The sequence below is a fragment of the Streptomyces sp. NWU339 genome (assembly GCF_003143855.1).
Lineage (GTDB): Bacteria > Actinomycetota > Actinomycetes > Streptomycetales > Streptomycetaceae > Streptomyces.
Window position 1 is genome coordinate 102,558 of the sequence record NZ_QFRK01000005.1, and the last position, 18,352, is coordinate 120,909.

The 18,352-nt window shown below is 71.8% G+C and carries 11 protein-coding genes; 8 read left to right on the forward strand and 3 right to left on the reverse strand.

What is annotated here, in order from left to right:
• Positions 1-24: 24 nt before the first annotated feature.
• Positions 25-1,065: a serine hydrolase gene (locus DIZ27_RS08640; protein WP_109377724.1), complete on the reverse strand. Its 1,041-nt coding sequence runs from the start codon at positions 1,063-1,065 to the stop codon at positions 25-27.
• Between the two features lie 171 nt (positions 1,066-1,236).
• On the opposite strand from DIZ27_RS08640, the gene DIZ27_RS08645 reads away from it, so the two are divergent.
• The 7 genes from DIZ27_RS08645 to DIZ27_RS08675 all read left to right on the forward strand — a co-directional run bounded on the left by DIZ27_RS08645 (position 1,237) and on the right by DIZ27_RS08675 (position 15,002).
• Positions 1,237-3,366: a serine/threonine-protein kinase gene (locus DIZ27_RS08645; RefSeq protein WP_109377725.1), complete on the forward strand. Its 2,130-nt coding sequence runs from the start codon at positions 1,237-1,239 to the stop codon at positions 3,364-3,366.
• Positions 3,367-3,519: 153 nt separating this feature from the next.
• Entirely contained in the window at positions 3,520-6,111 is a 2,592-nt protein-coding gene (locus DIZ27_RS08650; RefSeq protein WP_109377726.1) for a protein kinase, read from the forward strand.
• A 192-nt stretch (positions 6,112-6,303) separates the two neighbouring features.
• On the forward strand, positions 6,304-7,944 hold the full coding sequence (locus DIZ27_RS08655) for a serine/threonine-protein kinase (RefSeq protein WP_258308312.1): 1,641 nt from the start codon (positions 6,304-6,306) through the stop codon (positions 7,942-7,944).
• 63 nt (positions 7,945-8,007) lie between these two features.
• The gene (locus DIZ27_RS08660) at positions 8,008-9,429 is read left to right on the forward strand and encodes a serine/threonine-protein kinase (RefSeq protein WP_109377728.1); all 1,422 of its coding nucleotides are present in this window, start codon (positions 8,008-8,010) and stop codon (positions 9,427-9,429) included.
• 99 nt (positions 9,430-9,528) lie between these two features.
• Positions 9,529-11,325: a serine/threonine-protein kinase gene (locus tag DIZ27_RS08665; RefSeq protein WP_181383446.1), complete on the forward strand. Its 1,797-nt coding sequence runs from the start codon at positions 9,529-9,531 to the stop codon at positions 11,323-11,325.
• A gap of 121 nt (positions 11,326-11,446) precedes the next feature.
• The gene (locus DIZ27_RS08670; protein ID WP_109377730.1) at positions 11,447-13,063 is read left to right on the forward strand and encodes a succinic semialdehyde dehydrogenase; all 1,617 of its coding nucleotides are present in this window, start codon (positions 11,447-11,449) and stop codon (positions 13,061-13,063) included.
• Positions 13,064-13,124: 61 nt separating this feature from the next.
• Complete coding sequence (locus DIZ27_RS08675) at positions 13,125-15,002, forward strand: GMC oxidoreductase (protein ID WP_375231944.1); 1,878 nt, start codon at positions 13,125-13,127, stop codon at positions 15,000-15,002.
• Positions 15,003-15,149: 147 nt separating this feature from the next.
• On the opposite strand, the gene DIZ27_RS08680 is transcribed toward DIZ27_RS08675, so the two are convergent.
• Entirely contained in the window at positions 15,150-16,199 is a 1,050-nt protein-coding gene (locus DIZ27_RS08680) for an LAETG motif-containing sortase-dependent surface protein (protein WP_146228918.1), read from the reverse strand.
• 252 nt (positions 16,200-16,451) lie between these two features.
• Between DIZ27_RS08680 and DIZ27_RS08685 the strand changes: the two genes are divergently transcribed.
• Positions 16,452-17,681 carry a hypothetical protein gene (locus tag DIZ27_RS08685; protein WP_181383447.1) on the forward strand — a complete coding sequence of 410 codons (1,230 nt, stop codon included), beginning with the start codon at positions 16,452-16,454 and terminating at the stop codon, positions 17,679-17,681.
• 342 nt (positions 17,682-18,023) lie between these two features.
• On the opposite strand, the gene DIZ27_RS08690 is transcribed toward DIZ27_RS08685, so the two are convergent.
• Positions 18,024-18,338, reverse strand: a complete 315-nt coding sequence (locus DIZ27_RS08690; protein WP_109377733.1) for a chorismate mutase — start codon at positions 18,336-18,338, stop codon at positions 18,024-18,026.
• Positions 18,339-18,352: the final 14 nt, after the last annotated feature.

The window sequence follows — 18,352 nt, forward strand, 5'->3', positions numbered from 1 at the left end:
TCTGTCCGGAACCCGGGCGTTCTATCAGGTGCGGGGGCAGAACTCGGCCGCGAGTACCGCGGGGACGAGACCGGGGTCCGCTAGCGCGTCCGTATTCACCCGGAGGGTGAGGACATGCCCGCCGTCGGCGGTGGTTGCGGTGCGCACGTAACTGCCGGAGATGTGTCCGTTGTGCCCCCACACAGTGGTGCCGCACGGAAGCTTCACGGGGAACAGGCCCATGCCGTACGAGCCGTGTGCGGCGCGGGTGTCGAGCATCTCGCGCAGTTGGCGCGGGGGCAGCAGTTCACCGCCGAGCAGACTCGCGTAGAAGCGGTCCAGATCGGTGAGCGTGGTCACCAACTCACCCGCGGCGCCGGCCGCCCGCGGGTCGAGTTCGGTGACGTCGGTTCCGTCGGTGGCGTAGGCGCGGCCGTGCGGAGAGGGCAGAGAGGTGCGGGAGCCGGGAAAGGAGGTGCCCGTCAGACGCAGGGGGGAGATGATGCGCCGTTCGGCCTCGGCGGCGTACGAGTGGCCGGTGACGTGTTCGATGACCAGGCCGAGCAGGACGTAGTTGGTGTTCGAGTAGGCGAAGTGGCCGGGGTCGGCCGGGGGGTGGGTGAGTGCGATACGCAGTGCCTGACGCGGAGTGACAGGGACGGCGCCGCCGGTGTCCTTGGCGAAGTCGTACAGGCCGCTGGTGTGGTTGAGCAGGGAACGCAGGGTCAGCGCGCGGCCGTCGTTGCCCGCTCCTCGCACCAGTCCCGGAAGATGTTTCTCCACGGTGTCGGAGAGCGACAGACGGTGCTCGTCCGCCAGTTGCAGGACGACCGTCGCGATGAACGTCTTCGTGACGCTGCCGGCGCGGAAGTGGTCGGCCCGGGTGATGCCCTCGCCGGCGGAGGCATAACGCGGGCCGGTCTCCCCCAGGGCGAGGAGGGCCGCCGCCGGGGCTCCACCCTGTGTGACCAGCAACTGGAGGAGCTCGTCCGCCGGCGGGACCGGCCGAGTCGAGGAAGCGGTCGGGGCCAGGGCGAGCGAAGCCACGGACACAGCGATGGCCAGTAGCGTCCGAGGCGGCGGCATCCCGGTTCCTCTCTCGTCGGAGGGACATCATGCAAGGCCGCGGAACATGTCCTTCACCCGGGTTCCGGGTGCGCCGGGCGTGAGGCGTCCCCAGGGGCACCCTGGGCGTGGAGCACTTGTCGGGTGAGGGACAATGAAGGCTCTGTCAGGGCGGGTTGCATGAGGGGACGCATGTCGGAGCCGGAGCGGGCGGGGACATCCCGTCAGGACGAGAGCGCACGTCTCCTCGCCGGGCGGTACCGGCTGGGAGATGTGCTCGGCCGCGGCGGCATGGGGACGGTGTGGCGAGCCGTGGACGAGACCCTGGGGCGGACGGTCGCCGTCAAGGAACTCCGCTTCCCGTCGAGCATCGACGAGGAGGAGAAGCGGCGGCTGATCACACGGACGCTGCGCGAGGCCAAGGCGATCGCGCGGATCCGCAACAACAATGCAGTGACGGTCTTCGACGTGGTCCAGGAGGACGACCGGCCCTGGATCGTGATGGAGCTCGTCGAGGGCAAGTCGCTCGCCGAAGCCATCCGGGAGGACGGCCTGCTGGAGCCCCGGCGTGCCGCCGAGGTCGGGCTCGCGGTGCTCGACGTGCTGCGCTCCGCGCACCGAGAGGGCATTCTGCACCGGGACGTGAAGCCGTCGAACGTGCTGATCGCCGAGGACGGCCGGGTCGTGCTCACCGACTTCGGCATCGCCCAGGTCGAGGGCGACCCGTCCATCACCTCGACCGGCATGCTCGTCGGCGCCCCCTCCTACATCTCTCCGGAGCGGGCTCGCGGGCACAAGCCGGGGCCGGCGGCCGATCTGTGGTCACTCGGCGGGCTGTTGTACGCGGCGGTGGAGGGTGCGCCGCCGTACGACAAGGGTTCCGCGATCGCGACGCTCACGGCGGTGATGACCGAGCCGCTCGAGGAGCCCAGGAACGCGGGACCGCTCAGGGACGTCATCTACGGGCTGCTCAACAAGGACCCTGCCCAGCGGCTCGACGACACTCGCGCGCGGACCATGCTGAGCGCGGTGATCCACGCACCCGGGGGCAAGCGGAGCGACCCGGAACCGGCGGACGCGACGAAGGTCGTGCCGCTGCCCGAACAGCCCGATGGGCGTGCCGGTGGCGGAAGCAAGCGGGGCGAGGAGGCCGGGGAGCGGCTGCGCGGTGCGATGCGTTCCGTGCGGAAGGCCGCGGTGGCCGCCGGCTCGGCCGGTGCCGCGGCGGCGACACGCGCCAAGTCCGGCAGTGGCGCCAGCAGTTCGGCGGACGGCAGGGCCCCCGCGGCCACGGTGTCCGGAACCCGGGCTGAGGGACGGCCGACTGTGGGGTCCCCCTCGGGTTCCGGGTCGGCCTCGGCCTCGACACCGGGTTCGACCCGCGGCTCCGGTGCGGGCTCGGGCCCGACGCCGCACCCGGCACCTGGCGGGCCGTCCAACCGGGCTCCGGAAGCGCGGAGTTCGGGGTGGCCCGTGATGACGCCGCCGGATCTGCCGGCGAGGTCCGCGCCGAAAGCGTCGCTCACCGACGTGGTGCCGCGGCGGACGCTGGTCGTCATCGCGGTGGTCGTGGTGCTCGCCGTGCTCGGTACCGTGCTGGCCATCGTGCTCAGCAACGATGGCGACGAGAACGGCGCGGGGGCGAAGGGCGGCGGCACGGACAAGGTCGCCTCCAGTCAGGTGCCCAGCGCCGACACCAAGAACGCCGAGGGCACCGAGGCCGAGGCCGAGGCCGACACCAAGAAAGCCGAGGACGGTACCGGTACCGACGGTGCGGCGAACGATTCGGTGGACTCGGGAACCGGCACGGGAGGGGAACCGGAATCCGGCGACGCCGGTTCGGAAGAGGGCGGGGCGGACGATCCGGCCGGGAGCGGCGAGGGCGCCTCGGCGGTGAAGGCGACGCACAACGGGAGCCAGGGGTACTCGATCGGTCTGCCCGAGGGCTGGAAGTACCGGTCGACGGACGGGGCCGGGGACCGCTTCACCGGGCCCGACGGGCAGAGGCTGCTCGTCGCCTGGACGTCCACGCCGAAGGGCGACCCGGTGGCCGACTGGAAGAACCAGGAACGCGGCATGGTGCGTCCGCAGTACAAGAGGATCCGCATAGAGGCGGTGGACTACCGGGGGTGGAACACCGCCGACTGGGAGTTCACCTACGTGGACGGGGGGACGAAGTACCGGACCATCGACCGGGGGTTCGTCGTCGACGGCCGGTACGGGTATGCGCTGATGTACTCGGCGAAGGCCGCCGACTGGGACGGCGAGCGGCGCAAGGAGACGTGGCAGGTGCTGACGCAGTCCTTCGAACCCAAGTCCTGAGCATGGGTGACCGCTTGATTGGGGAGTGAGATGTGGCATCCCCTCTCTGCGGGTTGCCTCCGGCACGTATCGTGAGTGTTCGCGGGCCGTACGCAGCCGGAACGGGCCGCTGGGCGAGCGGAACCGACCGACCATACTGCCGGGGGAGGCACAGTGGACGAATACGCGGGACGAGTTCTCGCTGATCGCTACCGCCTGCCGCTGCCGCCCTCCGACGAGTACGAACTGACCGAGACCCGCGCCTTCGACACCTACAGCGGACAGGAAGTCCTGGTCAGGCAGGTGCCGTTGCCGGAAGTCGTCGAAGCCGAGGTGCTCGACGCGGAGGGGCTGCCCGACGGTTTCACGGCGCGTGACGGAAGCGTCCGGCGGACCGCCGGACGTACCGGCGACCGCGTGGGCGCACGACGGCCCACCGACCCCGTGGCGCGGCGCGCGGTCGAGGCCGCGCAGGCCGCGGCGGCCATCCCCGACCATCCGCGGCTGGACCAGGTCTTCGACGTGTTCGCGGAGGGCGGTTCCCTGTGGATCGTCAGCGAACTGGTGTCCGCCCGACCACTGGCGGCGCTGCTGGCCGAGCAGCCGTTGACTCCGTACCGGGCGGCCGAGGTCGCCTCGGACGTCCTGATGGCGGTGCGGGTCCTGCACGCCCATGGCTGGGTGCACCGGAACATCACCCCGCGCACGGTGCTGGTCTGTGACGACGGCCGGGTGATGCTCACCGGCCTCGCCGTCGGCGCGGCGGAGGAGGCGCTGTGCGGGTACGACCCGGTGCCTGCTGAGGACCCCCTCGTCGCGCACACTCCCGCCTCGGGTGCTCCCGTTCCGGGTGCCGCGGTGCCGGGGGCGGGAGCGACCGGGGAGCTGGGACCGGTGGCACCCACGGGCATGGGCATGGGCATGGGCGCTTCGGCTCCGCAGCGCACTCCGTCGTGGCCTCCGGGCTTCACGGCCGACTCGGACCCGAACCCCGACGCCGCGCGGCGGGCCGCCATCGAGGCGCGGGCCGGCCGGTTGCCCGGTGGCGGGACGGCGAACCCGGCCGACGGCGCCTCCGCCGCGGCGGCCCCACGGCCCGTCGAGAGCGCCGAAGACGTCAGGGCCGCGCGCGCGGGGGCGATCGCCGCGTACCGGGCGGGCACCCGCGCCGCCGCCCGGGTGCAGGAGGCACAGCAGACAGGCCGGGCCGCCCTGCCCGGCGCCGGGCAGAACGGCGGGACCGGTGTGCAGGCCGGGTCGGTTCCACCGGGGCAGATAGCCGACCCCTACGGCGTGGGAGCCGTCGGCAGGCCCGGCGCCGCCCCCCACGGCGGACCCGACGCCGCGTTGCCGCCCGGCGGCTCCACGTCGGCACCCGCGCTCAGCCCCGCGACCGGCGCGGCGGACTCAGGAGGCTTCGCCCCGTCCGGCGGGGCCACCCCGCCCGCCCGCTGGGACGATCCGGCGGCCCACACGCCCGCGCGCCGGGTCCCCACCACCGCACTGGCCGCCGAGCGGGCACGACAGGCGCGGATGGCCGTCGTCGGCCCCGTGACGGAGCGGTGGGCACCGGAGCAGGCCGGGCCCGTGCACGAGAACTGGCAGCTGGCCGCGCCCATCGGCCCCGCGACCGATCTGTGGGCGCTGGGCGCGCTCCTGTTCCGGGCCGTGCAGGGCCACGCGCCCTACCCGGAGGAGTCGACGGCCGAACTGGTGCAGATGGTGTGCGCCGAACCTCCCGCGTTCGCTGAGGAGTGCGGGCCGCTCAGGCCGGTCGTGGAGTCGCTGCTGCGTCAGGATCCCACCGAGCGGCTGGACTTCGAGGAGTTGCGCGGCTGGCTGCGTTCACTGGTGCGGTCGGCGCCCGAGCCGGAGGCCGGCGTACACGTCATAGCGGCACCACCGGTCGACACCAGCCGCCTGCCCGTCGTGCGGCGCCGGGGCGAGCTGGTGCGCAGACGCCGCGCCGCGCTGCCCGCGCACCACGGACGGCACAAGCGGGCCAAACAGGAGTCGGGCTCCCCGCGACGGCTGGGCCGCACCCTGCTCCTGCTGGTGCTGTTCGCCATGGCCGCGGCGATCGCGTACGCCGTCCTGTTCATGCCGAAGGCCGGAGAGGAGACCGGAGGCGCGGGTACGGCCGACCGTACCGGCGCCGCCGGAGAGGTCGGTGAGGCATCTCCGTCGCGGGAGGCCGGCGGAGCGCCGGGCGCCGGCGACTCCTCGACGAAACCGGACGACCCGAAGAACCCGGAGGGCGGCGCCGAGGAGTCGGCCGCGTCCAACCAGACGCAGACCACCGGCCCCGGCGCCGCCGAGGGCTTCACCCTGCGCGAGGACCCGGAGGGCTTCCGGGTCGCCGTCGCCGAGGGCTGGCAGCGCACCGGGAAGAACGGCAGCGGCCAGGTCGTCTACTCCAGCGGCGACTTCGAGCTGATCGTCGTACCGGGCCGGGACAGTGCCTCGCGGTACGGCGACGACCCGATGGCCTATCAGCGAGACGACGAGCGTGAGCTCCAGCCGTACCGCGATTCCAGCTGGGCCACGTCCACCGGGCTGAAGACCATCGAGGTGGGCGGACGAACCATGGCCGAGGGACAGTTCACGTGGACCGGCGGCGACGGGGGCGAGCTGTACGTCCGTAACCTCGCGACGCTGATCGACGGCCGATACCACGTCGTACAGGTGCGTGGCCCGGAGGGCGAACGGGACGAGGTGAGCCGGCTGTTCGAGCAGGCGTCGACGACGTACCGGTTCACCGGCTGACCGGGGAAGCGGCGAGGAAGCGGCAAGGAGGCCCCCGAGGGCCGTACGCCTCCGCAGGCGCTTAGGTTGCCTCCCGTCCCGCACGGCGACAACCATCACAGTGCGGTCTCCATGGCCCCCCTTCGGTTCCCAGGGCCGACCCGGGTACCTACCCTGACGTTGTCAAGACCATTGCGGGGCAAGGTGAATGAGATACAGGATCGGCTCGTCGCGGGCCGCTACCGGCTGGGCGAAGCCATCGGCAGCGGTGGGATGGGCCGGGTGTGGCGCGCGCATGACGAGGTGCTGCACCGATCCGTCGCGGTCAAGGAGCTGACCGCCGCTCTCTACGTCTCCGACAGCGAGCAGGCCACGCTGCTGGCGCGCACCCGCGCCGAGGCGCGCGCGGCGGCACGGATCAACCACTCCGCGGTCGTCACGGTGCACGACGTACTGGAGCACGACGGCCGCCCGTGGATCGTCATGGAGCTGGTCGAGGGCCGCTCGCTCGCCGACGCCGTCAAGGAGCGGGAGCGTGTCGAGCCCCGCGAGGCGGCACGGGTCGGTCTGTGGGTGCTGCGCGCCCTGCGGGCCGCGCACGCCGCCGGTGTGGTGCACCGTGACGTCAAGCCCGGCAACGTGCTCCTCGGCGGCGACGGACGAGTGCTGCTCACCGACTTCGGCATCGCGCAGATAGAGGGTGACACGGCGATCACCCGGACCGGAGAGGTCGTCGGCTCGGTCGACTATCTCGCACCCGAGCGCATCCGCGGCCAGGACCCCGGACCCTCCTCCGACCTCTGGGCGCTCGGCGCCACGCTGTACACGGCGGTGGAGGGCAGATCACCGTTCCGCCGGACGTCCCCGCTGACCACCATGCAGGCGGTCGTCGAGGAGGAGGCCGGTGAGCCGCGGTACGCCGGCCCGCTCGCACCCGTCATCAGCGCACTCCTGCGCAAGGATCCGGCCATGCGGCCCGACGCGGCGGCGACCGAGCAGATGCTCGCCGAGGCCGCGGAGGGGCGTCGGCCGAACTCGGCGCAGACGTACGTGCCGACGCAGGCCGTCGGCACACCCGCGCCCGCGCCTGCACCTGCACCCGCGCCCGTGCCGGCGCCGTACGGGCCCGAGGCGGGTGTGGGTGCCACGGCCGTTCAGCCGCCTTCCGCAGCCGTGGCTGCCGGAACCCGGCGACGCGGACGCCCGCGCCTGATCGCCCTGGTCGTGGTCCTGGCCGCACTCGTCGGCGGGAGCGCCGCGGTGCTGCTGCACGAGGGCGAGGGCAACGCACAGGGCGGTGGCGGTACTTCGGCGGCGCCTTTCGGCACGACCACGCCCGACGCGACCAGCGGTACGGGCGAAGACACCGAGCAGACGGACGGCCTGCCGGAGGGCTGGGTGCGCCGCACCGATCCCTTCGGCTTCAGCATCGTCCTGCCCGGCGAGGACTGGGAGCGGGTCGTCTTCGACGAGGAGACCCGCCAGGTCGACTACACGCCCGATGGCGGCAAGCACTTCATCCGTATCGCCGCCGACGAATCCCCCGACTTCGACGATCCGTACGAGCACCTGAGAGATCTGGACCAGCAGATAGGACAGCGACTGGTCGACTACCGGCAGGTGGGTCTGGAGCGTCGCGTCTACCGCGACCGCAAGAGCGCGCGACTCGAGTACTCCTGGACCGCGCTGCCCAAGGACACGGAGTTCCCGGGGGCGTACCGGGCCGTCGACCAGATGTACCTCTCGCGCGACGGGGTCGAGTACGCGCTCTACATGGCGGCCCCGGCCGAGGACTGGGCCACGACGAGCAAGCAGTTCGAAACGATCCTGCAGGGGTGGCGCGAACCTCAGTAGCCGGGCGCGCTTGGCCGAATAGGCCTACCGGAGGGAACACATCCGGTGGGGCATGATGGGCCCATGGGGACCGAGGGGGAGCCCGGAAACGGGGCGGCACGGAACAACGCCCGTGTCATAGCGGGCCGTTACCGGCTGGAGGAGAGACTCGGCCGCGGTGGCATGAGCGTGGTGTGGCGGGCGACCGACCAGTTACTCGGGCGTGACGTCGCCGTCAAGGAACTCCCCCTCGACGAGACGCTCTCCGCGGCGGAGGCCCGGCGGCAGCGGGACCGCACGCTCCGTGAGGCACGCGCGCTCGCCCAGTTGAGCCACCCGCACATCATCGTCGTCCACGATGTCGTCGAGGACGACGAACGTCCGTACATCGTCCTGGAGTTGATCGACGGCGGATCGCTGGCCGACCGTATCGCCACGCGGGGCCCGGTCGACGCCGCGGAGGCCGCGCGCATCGGCATCGACCTGCTCGGCGCGCTCCGTGGCGCCCACACGGCGGGTGTCCTGCACCGCGACCTCAAACCCGCGAACGTGCTGCTGGAGCGCGGCACCGACCGGGTCGTCCTCACCGACTTCGGGATCGCCCAGGTGGCGGGGGCCACCACGCTCACCGAGTCCGGTTCCTTCGTCGGCTCGCCCGAGTACACCGCCCCCGAGCGGATGTCCGGGGCCAGGACCGGCCCCGAGTCCGACCTGTGGTCGCTCGGCGCCCTGCTGTGCACGGTGCTCAGCGGTGAGTCGCCGTTCCGCCGGGACTCGATCGGCGGGGTCGTGCACGCGGTCGTGACCGAGGAGATACGGCCACCCGCGCAGGCCGGGCCGATCCTGCCCGTCGTACGAGGCCTGCTGGAGCGCGACCCCGACCGACGGCTGGACGCGGACCGGGCCGAGGGGATGCTGCGGGCCTTCCGTGAGACGGGCCGCACACCGGAGTACCCGCCGCTCGGGTACGCCGTGGCGGCGGAGGCCGAAGGACGGGCGGCCGGCGGGGCAGGGGCGGCTGGAGGAAGCGGAGCCGGGGAAGGAGTTGCCGGAGGATGGGCCGGGCGCACCCGCCCGGCCGACGGCCCCGCCGGGGAACGCCCGGCCCGACAGCCCACGCGGAGCATGCTCGTGGCCGCGCTGGCCGTCGCCGCGATGGCGGGCGCCGGGGTGTCCGCGGCGGCGCTGCTCCTGGACCATGACGGTGACGGGAGCGGAGGCGGAGGAGGCGGTACGCCGTCCAGCACGGGACCGCGGACACCCGCGAGCCAGTCCCCCGAACCCCGGCCGTCCGATACACCACGCCCGTCCCGCACGGGCCACCCGTCGGCCACGGTGTCTCCCACAGCGGTGCCTCCCACGACCGTCCCCACGGCTCCCGGCGCGTCCGTCACATCCGGTGCGCCGTCCGATACGTCGCCCGATGCACCGTCCAATACGCCGTCCAATACGCCATCCAATACGCCATCCAATACGCCGTCCGACGCGACGTCACCGGCCGCATAGCAGCGCAAACGGGAGATAAGCCGCAGGCGGAGTCACGGGTCTGTGACCGGACGGTGTTCGAAGTGGCTCCGTGAGGGGTTGGCGCGATATGGATGGAGCATGAGCAGCCACGGGGGAGCCCGCCACGGCGGAGTAGACGAGCCGACGAGTTTTGATCTGCAACCGCCGACCCCGAACCCGGGCCGGGTTCCGAACCCGACCGCGGCCATGCCGCATCCCGACAACCCGTACGCGTCCCCCACCCAGGTGGTGCCACCACAGGCGCACGCCCGGCAGGGATCGCCGCAGCCGCCCCACTCGCCGCAGCCCTCCTCACAGCCGTCGCAGGACCCCGGCGTCGGTCGGCTCATCGCCGGTCGTTACCGGCTGCTCTCCAAGCTCGGGCACGGCGGCATGGGCACGGTGTGGCGGGCCGCGGACGAGACGGTGGACCGCGAGGTCGCCGTCAAGGAGCCCCGCGTCCCGGACCATCTTCCCGAACGCGAATGTGCCAACGCCTTCGAGCGGATGCGCCGCGAGGCCCGTGCCGCGGCCCGGCTCGACCACCCGGCGGTGGTCAACGTCCATGACGTCGCGCTCGTGGACGGACAGCCGTGGATCGTGATGGAGCTGGTCCAGGGCCGCTCGTTGGGTGCCGTACTGCAGGAGGAGGGCACCCTCTCCGCGCGCGAGGCGGCCAGGGTCGGCCTGGAGGTGCTCGGTGCGCTGGAGGCCGCGCACGCGGCCGGCATCCTGCACCGGGACGTGAAGCCGGACAACGTGCTGCTCGGCCGGTACGACCGGGTCGTCCTCACCGACTTCGGCATCGCCCAGATCGAGGGCGAGACCAACCTGACCGACACCGGCGGCTTCGTCGGTTCGCCCGAGTACATCGCGCCGGAGCGGGTGTTGGGCCAGCGCCCCGGCCCCGCCTCCGACCTGTGGTCCCTCGGCGTCGTGCTGTACGCGGCCACGGAGGGGGTCTCGCCGTTCCGCCGCAGCAACACGCCCGCGACACTCCAGTCCATCCTCAACGCCGCGCCCGCGCCGCCGGCCGCCGCGAAGGGGCCGCTGGCCGAGGTCATCACCGGACTGCTGCAGAAGGACCCGGTGCACCGCCCGAACGCCGCGCAGGTCCGAGTGCTGCTGGAAGCAGTCGTCAACCCGCCCGTGCCCCCGCCCACACAGGTCGTCCACTCCCCGGGCTTCGGCAACGGGTCCGGGCCCGCGTCCGGCGGCAAGGGCGGCGTTCGAATCGGTTACAAGACGCTGGCCGGTCTGGGGGCGGCGGTCGTCGCCGGAGCGGTGGCCGCGTACCTGGTGATCGCGGACCCCTTCGCGGGCCCGCTGCCGGACGGCTGGGAGACCCACAAGGAGGAGGACGTCGCGGCGTCCGTGTCGGTGCCGAAGGGCTATCAGAGGTCCGTGCCCGACCGGAAGACGGACCAGGACCACTGGGTCAGGTACACGGACCACAGCGGCAGCATCTGGGTCGGCCTGACACTCGAGCGGAAGGCCGAGGGCACCGGTAACGACATCGAGGGTTCCGCCGACGCCGAGATGTACGACGACAACAAGCGCTTCAAGGAGAGCGGCAACTACTCCCTCGACATGCCGGAGAACCCGACGACGGACCCGAAGCCCAAGCTCACCCACAAGGGGAAGCCGGCCGCGGAGAACACCGTCGTCTACACCACGAACGACAGCCAGAACCCCCGCCCGCGCGAGATGCGGATCTTCTACTACATGACCTCCGCCGAGGACATGTACAAGCTCACCATCAGCTACCCGGGCAAGGGCGACTTCACGGAGCGCGGGCGTGAGGTGGCGCAGACCGTGATCGACAACCTGGACATCGAGGAGTCCGCCAAGAAGACCGTCAAGGAGTCCGCCGAGGATCCGGTCGACGAACCCTGAACCGATCAACGCCCTGATCAGCGGGTTTGTTGCCAGCGTTCACTGGCGCGGTGTGTGAGCGGTCCGTGAATCTGTTACCGGCGGGTACACAAAGCGTCCGCGTGGGCATACCCTGCGGCTCATGACGGACGTGCAGACCACCCGGGACACCACCGGCACCAACCCTCTCGCCCCCGCCCCGGCGGGCGCCCGCACCGCGGCCGACGTGGTCACTCCCGAACTGGTCGCCCAGCTCACCAAGGGCGTCGTCGGTTCCGGGCGGACCGCCAACCACACGCCCTTCACCGGCGAGAAGCTGGCGGACCTCCCCGAGTCGACCCCCGAGGACGTGGAGCGGGCCTTCGAGGCGGCCCGCACCGCCCAGGCCGTGTGGGCGCAGATCCCGGTACGGCGGCGCGCCGCCGTTCTGCTCCGGTTCCACGACCTGGTGCTCGAACGCCAGGCCGAGGTGCTCGACCTGATCCAGCTGGAGACCGGCAAGGCCCGCCTGCACGCCCACGAGGAGGTCCAGGCCGTCGCCATCGCCGCCCGCCACTACGGCCGCCGGGCCGCCGCGTATCTGCGGCCCAAGCGCCACGCGGGTGCCGTGCCGGCCCTCACGAAGGTCACCGAACTGCGTCACCCGCGCGGTGTCGTCGGCCAGATCGCGCCCTGGAACTACCCGCTCGAACTGTCCGTCGGCGACGCGCTCCCGGCGTTCGTCGCGGGCAACGCGGTCGTGATGAAGCCCGACACGGAGACCTGCCTCACCGCGCTCTGGGCCCGTGACCTGCTGATCGAGGCCGGACTGCCCGCCGACGTCTTCCAGGTCGTGCTCGGCGAGGGGCCGGTCGTCGGTCCGGAGGTCGTCCGGCACGCCGACTACGTCTCCTTCACCGGCTCCACCCGCACCGGCCGCGAGGTCGCCCGGAGCGCCGCCGCCCGCCTGGTCGGCGTCTCCCTCGAGCTCGGCGGCAAGAACGCCATGCTGGTCCTGGAGGACGCCGACCTGGACAAGGCCGCCGCCGGCGCCGTCCGCGCCTGCTTCTCCTCCGCGGGCCAGCTCTGCATCTCCATCGAGCGGCTGTACGTCCACGAGTCGGTCGCCGACGCCTTCCTGGAGCGCTTCGCCGCCCGGACCCGCGCGATCCGCCTCGGCACCTCCCTGAGCTACGGCGCCGACATGGGCTCCCTGGTCGGCGAACGCCAGTTGGACGCCGTCACCCGGCACGTGGAGGACGCCGTCGCCAAGGGCGCCAAGGTGATCGCGGGCGGCACGGCCCGTCCGGACGTCGGGCCGTACTTCTACGAGCCGACCATCCTCGACGGCGTCGAGGAGTCCATGACCGTCTGCGCGGAGGAGACCTTCGGCCCGGTCGTCTCCCTCTACCGCTTCGGCTCCGACGACGAGGCCGTCGAACGCGCCAACTCCACCCCGTACGGCCTGAACGCCTCGGTCTGGACGAAGGACGCCCGGCGCGGCCGCGAGGTGGCTGGCCGGCTGCGCACCGGCACGGTCAACATCAACGAGGGGTACGCGCCCGCCTACGGCAGCGTCCAGTCGCCGATGGGCGGCATGAAGGACTCCGGCCTCGGCCGCCGGCACGGCTCCGAGGGCATCCTCAAGTACACGGAGGCCCAGACCGTCGCGCACCAGCGGCTGCTGCCGATGGCTCCCTCCCTCGGCCTGGACGACGAGCGGTACGCGGAGTTCATGAGCCGGAGCCTGCGTCTGATGAAGGCATTCCGTTTCCGCTAGCCCGCCCCGCCCTGCCCCGACCGGGCCAAGCCGGCACCGCAGCTTTCGACGAGGAGAGCACGTGTCACAGGAGAACTCCGTCCAGGAACGGAACGACGAACGCGAGGACGAAACGCCGCACGACACGGCGCATGACACGGTGCATGACACCGCGTACGACGCCGTGTACGACTACGACGTCCTCGTCGTCGGCTCGGGCTTCGGCGGTTCCGTCACGGCCCTGCGCCTGACCGAGAAGGGCTACCGCGTCGGCGTACTGGAAGCGGGCCGCCGCTTCACCCGTGACTCCCTGCCGAAGAACTCCTGGGACCTGAGGAACTACCTGTGGGCACCCAGGCTCGGCATGTACGGCATCCAGCGCATCCATCTGCTGGGCAACGTGATGGTCCTGGCCGGCGCGGGCGTCGGCGGCGGTTCCCTCAACTACGCCAACACCCTCTACGTGCCGCCCAAACCCTTCTTCGACGACCCGCAGTGGCGCGGCATCACCGACTGGCAGGACGAGCTGAAGCCGTACTACGACCAGGCGCGGCGCATGCTGGGCGTACGGCTCAACCCGACGACGACCCCGTCCGACGTGCACCTGAAGGCGGCGGCCGAGCGGATGGGCGTGGGCGACACCTTCCACATGGCCCCGGTCGGCGTCTTCTTCGGCGACGGCGAGGACGCCGACGGCACGGTGCGGGCGAAGCCGGGGCGGGAGGTGGCCGACCCGTACTTCGGCGGGGCGGGACCCGCGCGCCGGGCCTGTACCGAATGCGGCGAGTGCATGACCGGTTGCCGGCACGGCGCGAAGAACACCCTCAACGAGAACTACCTCCACCTCGCCGAGAAGGCGGGCGCGGTCGTCCACCCCATGACGACGGCCGTGTCGGTGACGGAGGACTCGCAGAACGGATTCGCCGTCGCCACGCTCCCCACCGACAACCGCCGCAAGGGCGGCGGGCGGACCTTCCGGGCCCGCCGCGTCGTGCTGGCCGCCGGCACGTACGGCACCCAGACACTGCTGCACCGGATGAAGGCCGACGGCCGGCTCCCGCACATATCGGACAGGCTGGGCGAGCTGACCCGTACCAACTCCGAGGCGCTGGTCGGCGCGCAGACCGATGACCGCCGCTACCGCAGGGCGACAGGGGCACCCAAGGTCGACTTCACCCGCGGCGTGGCCATCACCTCGTCGATCCACCCCGACGAGAACACCCATATCGAACCGGTCCGTTACGGTCGCGGCTCCAACTCGATGGGCGGCCTGTCGATCCTCCAGGTCCCGTACGCGGGCGGTGGTTCGGGCGCGGCCAGGGTGCTGGGCTGGCTGGGCAACGCGGCGAGGCACCCCTGGCTGATGATGCGTTCGCTCTCCAACCGGCGCTGGTCGGAGCGGACCATCATCGGCCTGGTGATGCAGTCGTTGGACAACTCCCTGACGACGTACCTGAAACCGTCCGGGGCGGGCCGCGGGCTGCTCACCGCGCGGCAGGGCCACGGTGCCGCCAACCCCAAGCAGATCAAGGCGGCCACGGAGGGCGCGTCCGCCCTGGCGGCCGAGATCAACGGGTTCGCCGGTTCCAACATCGGCGAGTTGTCGGGCATGCCGCTCACCGCCCACTTCCTGGGCGGCTGCCCCATCGGCGCCACCCGGGACACCGGCGTGGTCGACCCGTACCACCGCCTCTACGGTCACCCCGGCATCTCGGTCGTGGACGGGGCGGCGGTCTCGGCGAACCTGGGCGTGAACCCGTCCCTGACGATCACGGCACAGGCCGAGCGGGCCATGTCGTACTGGCCCAACAAGGGCGAACCCGACCCTCGTCCGCAGCAGGGGGCGGCCTATGAGCGGCTCCAGCCGGTCGAGCCGAAGTCGCCGGCGGTCCCGGCGGACGCGTTCGGCGCGCTGAGGCTGCCGTTCCTGGGGATGCCGGCGGTGCCGCCGAAGAAGTAGCCGCGGCAGCCGGGCGGTCCGAACGGGCCGGGTGATCCGGGTGATCCGAGTGATCCGGGGAAGGAAAGAGGACCTGCGCCCCCCTCCGAGCGCAGGTCCTCTTCCCTATATCTGCGGCGTGTTCACGCCACCTTGCTCACGGCGTGCTTACGCCACCGCACCGGCCTGGCGGCGACGCACCACGAACACCGCACCCGCACCGGCCACGACGGCGGCACCGCCGAGGAGACCGACCATCGGAAGCGCGGAGCTGGAACCGGTCTCGGCCAGGCTGCCGGTGACCTTCGGCGTGTCGGCGGCCGGCTTCTTGTTCGTGACGGGGGCCTTGCCGCCTTCCTGCGGCTTGGTGCCGTCCGTGTCCGTACCGGCGGCCACGATCTGGAACCTGTACGACACGTCACCGAAGCCGGTGCACTCGCCGTCGCTGTCGCCGTAGATCGTCGCGCCGAGCGAGAAGGCGGCGCCGGCCGGGGCGGAGGGCTTCACATTGATCCGCAGCGGGATGTTGACCTGGTAGCCCGCTTCGAGTTCGGTGCTGTAGCCGATGTAACCGGCCGCGTAGCCCTCTTCGTTGAGGTCGTGCCAGGCCTCGTTGTTCGGGTCCTGGACCTGCAGCTCGACCTGCTTGCTCGTGAACAGGTCCTCCCAGTTCGCCTCGGCGGAGGCTCCGGCGAAGTAGTCGAGGTTCTCGAGGGTGGAGTCGGAGTTGTTCACCACGTCCAGCGAGAACTTGTGCCAGCCGCTGCCCGCCGCGATCTTGCCGGGCAGGCCGGAGATGCCGACATCGACCTTGGTGTCCTCGCAGATGGACGGCTCGGGGTCCGGAGTCTCGGACTCCTCCGGCTCCGACTCGCTGGGCGTGGGCTCGGGCTCGGGCTCGGGGGCGGAGGTGGAGGGGCTCGGGGCCGGGTCCGACTCGGTGACGGAGGGGCTGGGCGTGTTCTCCGGCGTCTCCTCGTCGGGCGCGTCGGTCTCGGTCTCGCCGGGGGGGTTCGTGTCGTCGGTCGTCTCGGGGTCGGACGGCTCGGTGGCCGGGTCGCTCGTCTTCTCCGGCTCGGTCTCCTCGGGATTCGACTCGGAGGAGACGGCGTTTGCCGGGGCCGAATCGGTCGCGTACGCGGCCGGAGCCGCGAGGAGCGCAGCCGGGGCGATCACTGCTGTTGCGGCCGCAACAGCCATGGCGCGGCGGAGCTTCATGAAGACCTCGGTAAGTCAGGTGTACCGCCGGTTGCGGTACGCGTCAGGGGGGAGGCCTCCGCGGTGGGGCGCGGGGTGTGGCCCGTGGTTCTGATGGTTTGATCACCGAAGCCTGTGAATGGTTGTCCTGACTCTGACAGAAAGTTTATGTGAGGTGGATCACTCGTACGGGGTGATCGGCTCGGGCGTACGCTCACCCTTCGATCCGCGTTGACGAAATCCGACACCTCTTGACAGAAAGCGCGTCACTCAGTGCCTGAGCAGCCGTCCGAAGAGCCCACGAGACCGGAGTCCTCCACCCCGCCCGACGATGTGTGGGACAAATTCTTCGCGGACAGTGAGCGCGACATCCACGCCTCCGCCCCGAAGGAACCGTCCGCGCGGGCGCGGATGGTGACCGAGCGGCTGCGCGCCATGGACGAGGCGCAGGCCGGGTCGAGCGGCGGTGGCGGAAAGCGCCGTTGGGGCCGGAACAAGCCCGCCGCCCCGCCCGCTCAGCCCGAGGGGTGGCGCACCGGGCCCGCCTGGCAGGAGATGAACGGCCGCACCACGCGCCGGCGCACGGGCTGGAGCGTCGTCGGCGTGCTGGTGGCCGTAGCGGTGGCCGTGGTCGCCGTCAACCCGTCCGGCGCGCTCTCCTGGCTGCCCGGCGATCTCGGTGGCGGTGCGGACGCGTCGGACGGGACGAACGGCGCACCGCTGGCCCCCGAGACCGCCCGCCCCACGAGCGCCCCCTCCGCGGCCCCCGCCGATATGCCCACCCGGGAGCGGCCGTTCGCCGGATCTCCGGCCGCGCGGTGGGAGTCGGGAGCGGAGGCGATCCGGTTGCCGGAGGGGAAGGCGAAGGCCGTCAACGGAGTCTCCGCAGCCTCCGTCGAGGCGGCTCTGGAAGGGGCGAGGGACTTCCTGATCGCCTCGAACCTCGACCATGAGGTGATCATGGGGGCCGAGCCGAAGGAGGCGCTGGCCCTCCTCGACCCGTTGATGGGGGACTACCTCGCCGAGCTGCGCACGGGGCTGCGCAAGCCCACGGTGAAGAACGACCCGGTGTGGACGTTCACCCGGTTCGACCCCGACGAGGTCGAACTGGTGGACGACGTGAGGGTTCGTGGCCGTCTGACGGTCGAGCCTGTGCGCGGAACCGCCGGGAAGGCCGTGGTCAAGGGTGACTACACCTTCGTGTACGCGCTCGCCCGCCAGGGTGGGGACGAGGTGGCCCGGGTGATCGCGCGCCGGGTGATCGAGGTGGAGGCGGTGGACCCCGCCAGGTTCCAGGCGACCGACGGACGCATCTGGCTCGGCGACATCAACAGCGAGATCAGCAACGACGACTGCCGGGACGGCGACGGAGTGATCCGTCCGCAGTTCCTCGCCGACCTGGAAGACGGCTCCGTACCGACGGGGGAGGCGCGGGATCCGTACGACCGGAGCCAGGGGTTGGAGGGGGCCGCCGAGGAATGCGGCGTCGTGTCCCGCACCTGACACCACGTCCCGCACGGGAATCGGCCGCGGGGGAGGGGCCCGCCGGTCGGCCCCGGGCGTCCCCGGGGCCGACCGTTCTCTTGGGTGACCGGGCTGCTGTCCCCTGCCGTCCGGTCACCTGTCCGGAACGAGGTCCCACGACGCACGGCACGATCCGTACGTCTCATCGCTCCGGCGAGCCACGCGTGGTTCTTTCGAGCCCGCCCCTGGCTGACACGGACACCCGGACCAACGGCGCGACCGCGGCTCCGGTCACGCGCCGTACGGGTGAGGGGGAATGCGTACGTGTGTGCCTGGAACGCGGATTCAGTCACCGGTGGTCGGCCCCGGTGTCCGGCCGGTTCAGATCTTGCCGCGGCTCAGCTCCAGCAGGGTCATCGCGAGCGCGGTGCCCGACTTGCCCAGGGCGTCCCTGTAGTGGCTGAGGATCTCCATCTCACGGGAGAGGTTCACGCGTCGGCCGCCGGAGGCGATCCGTTCCCGCTGGATGACGGCCGACACGGCCATCCGTTCCTGGACCAGGCCGATGATCCGATCGTCGAGCGCGTCGATCCGCTCGCGGGCGCCGGCGATCACGTCGGCGGCCTCGACGGTGCGGGCGCCGGTCCTCTCGGCGGTCGTGCTGTCGACGGCCGTGATGTCGGTGGTGGTGGTCATGGCGGGGCTCCTCG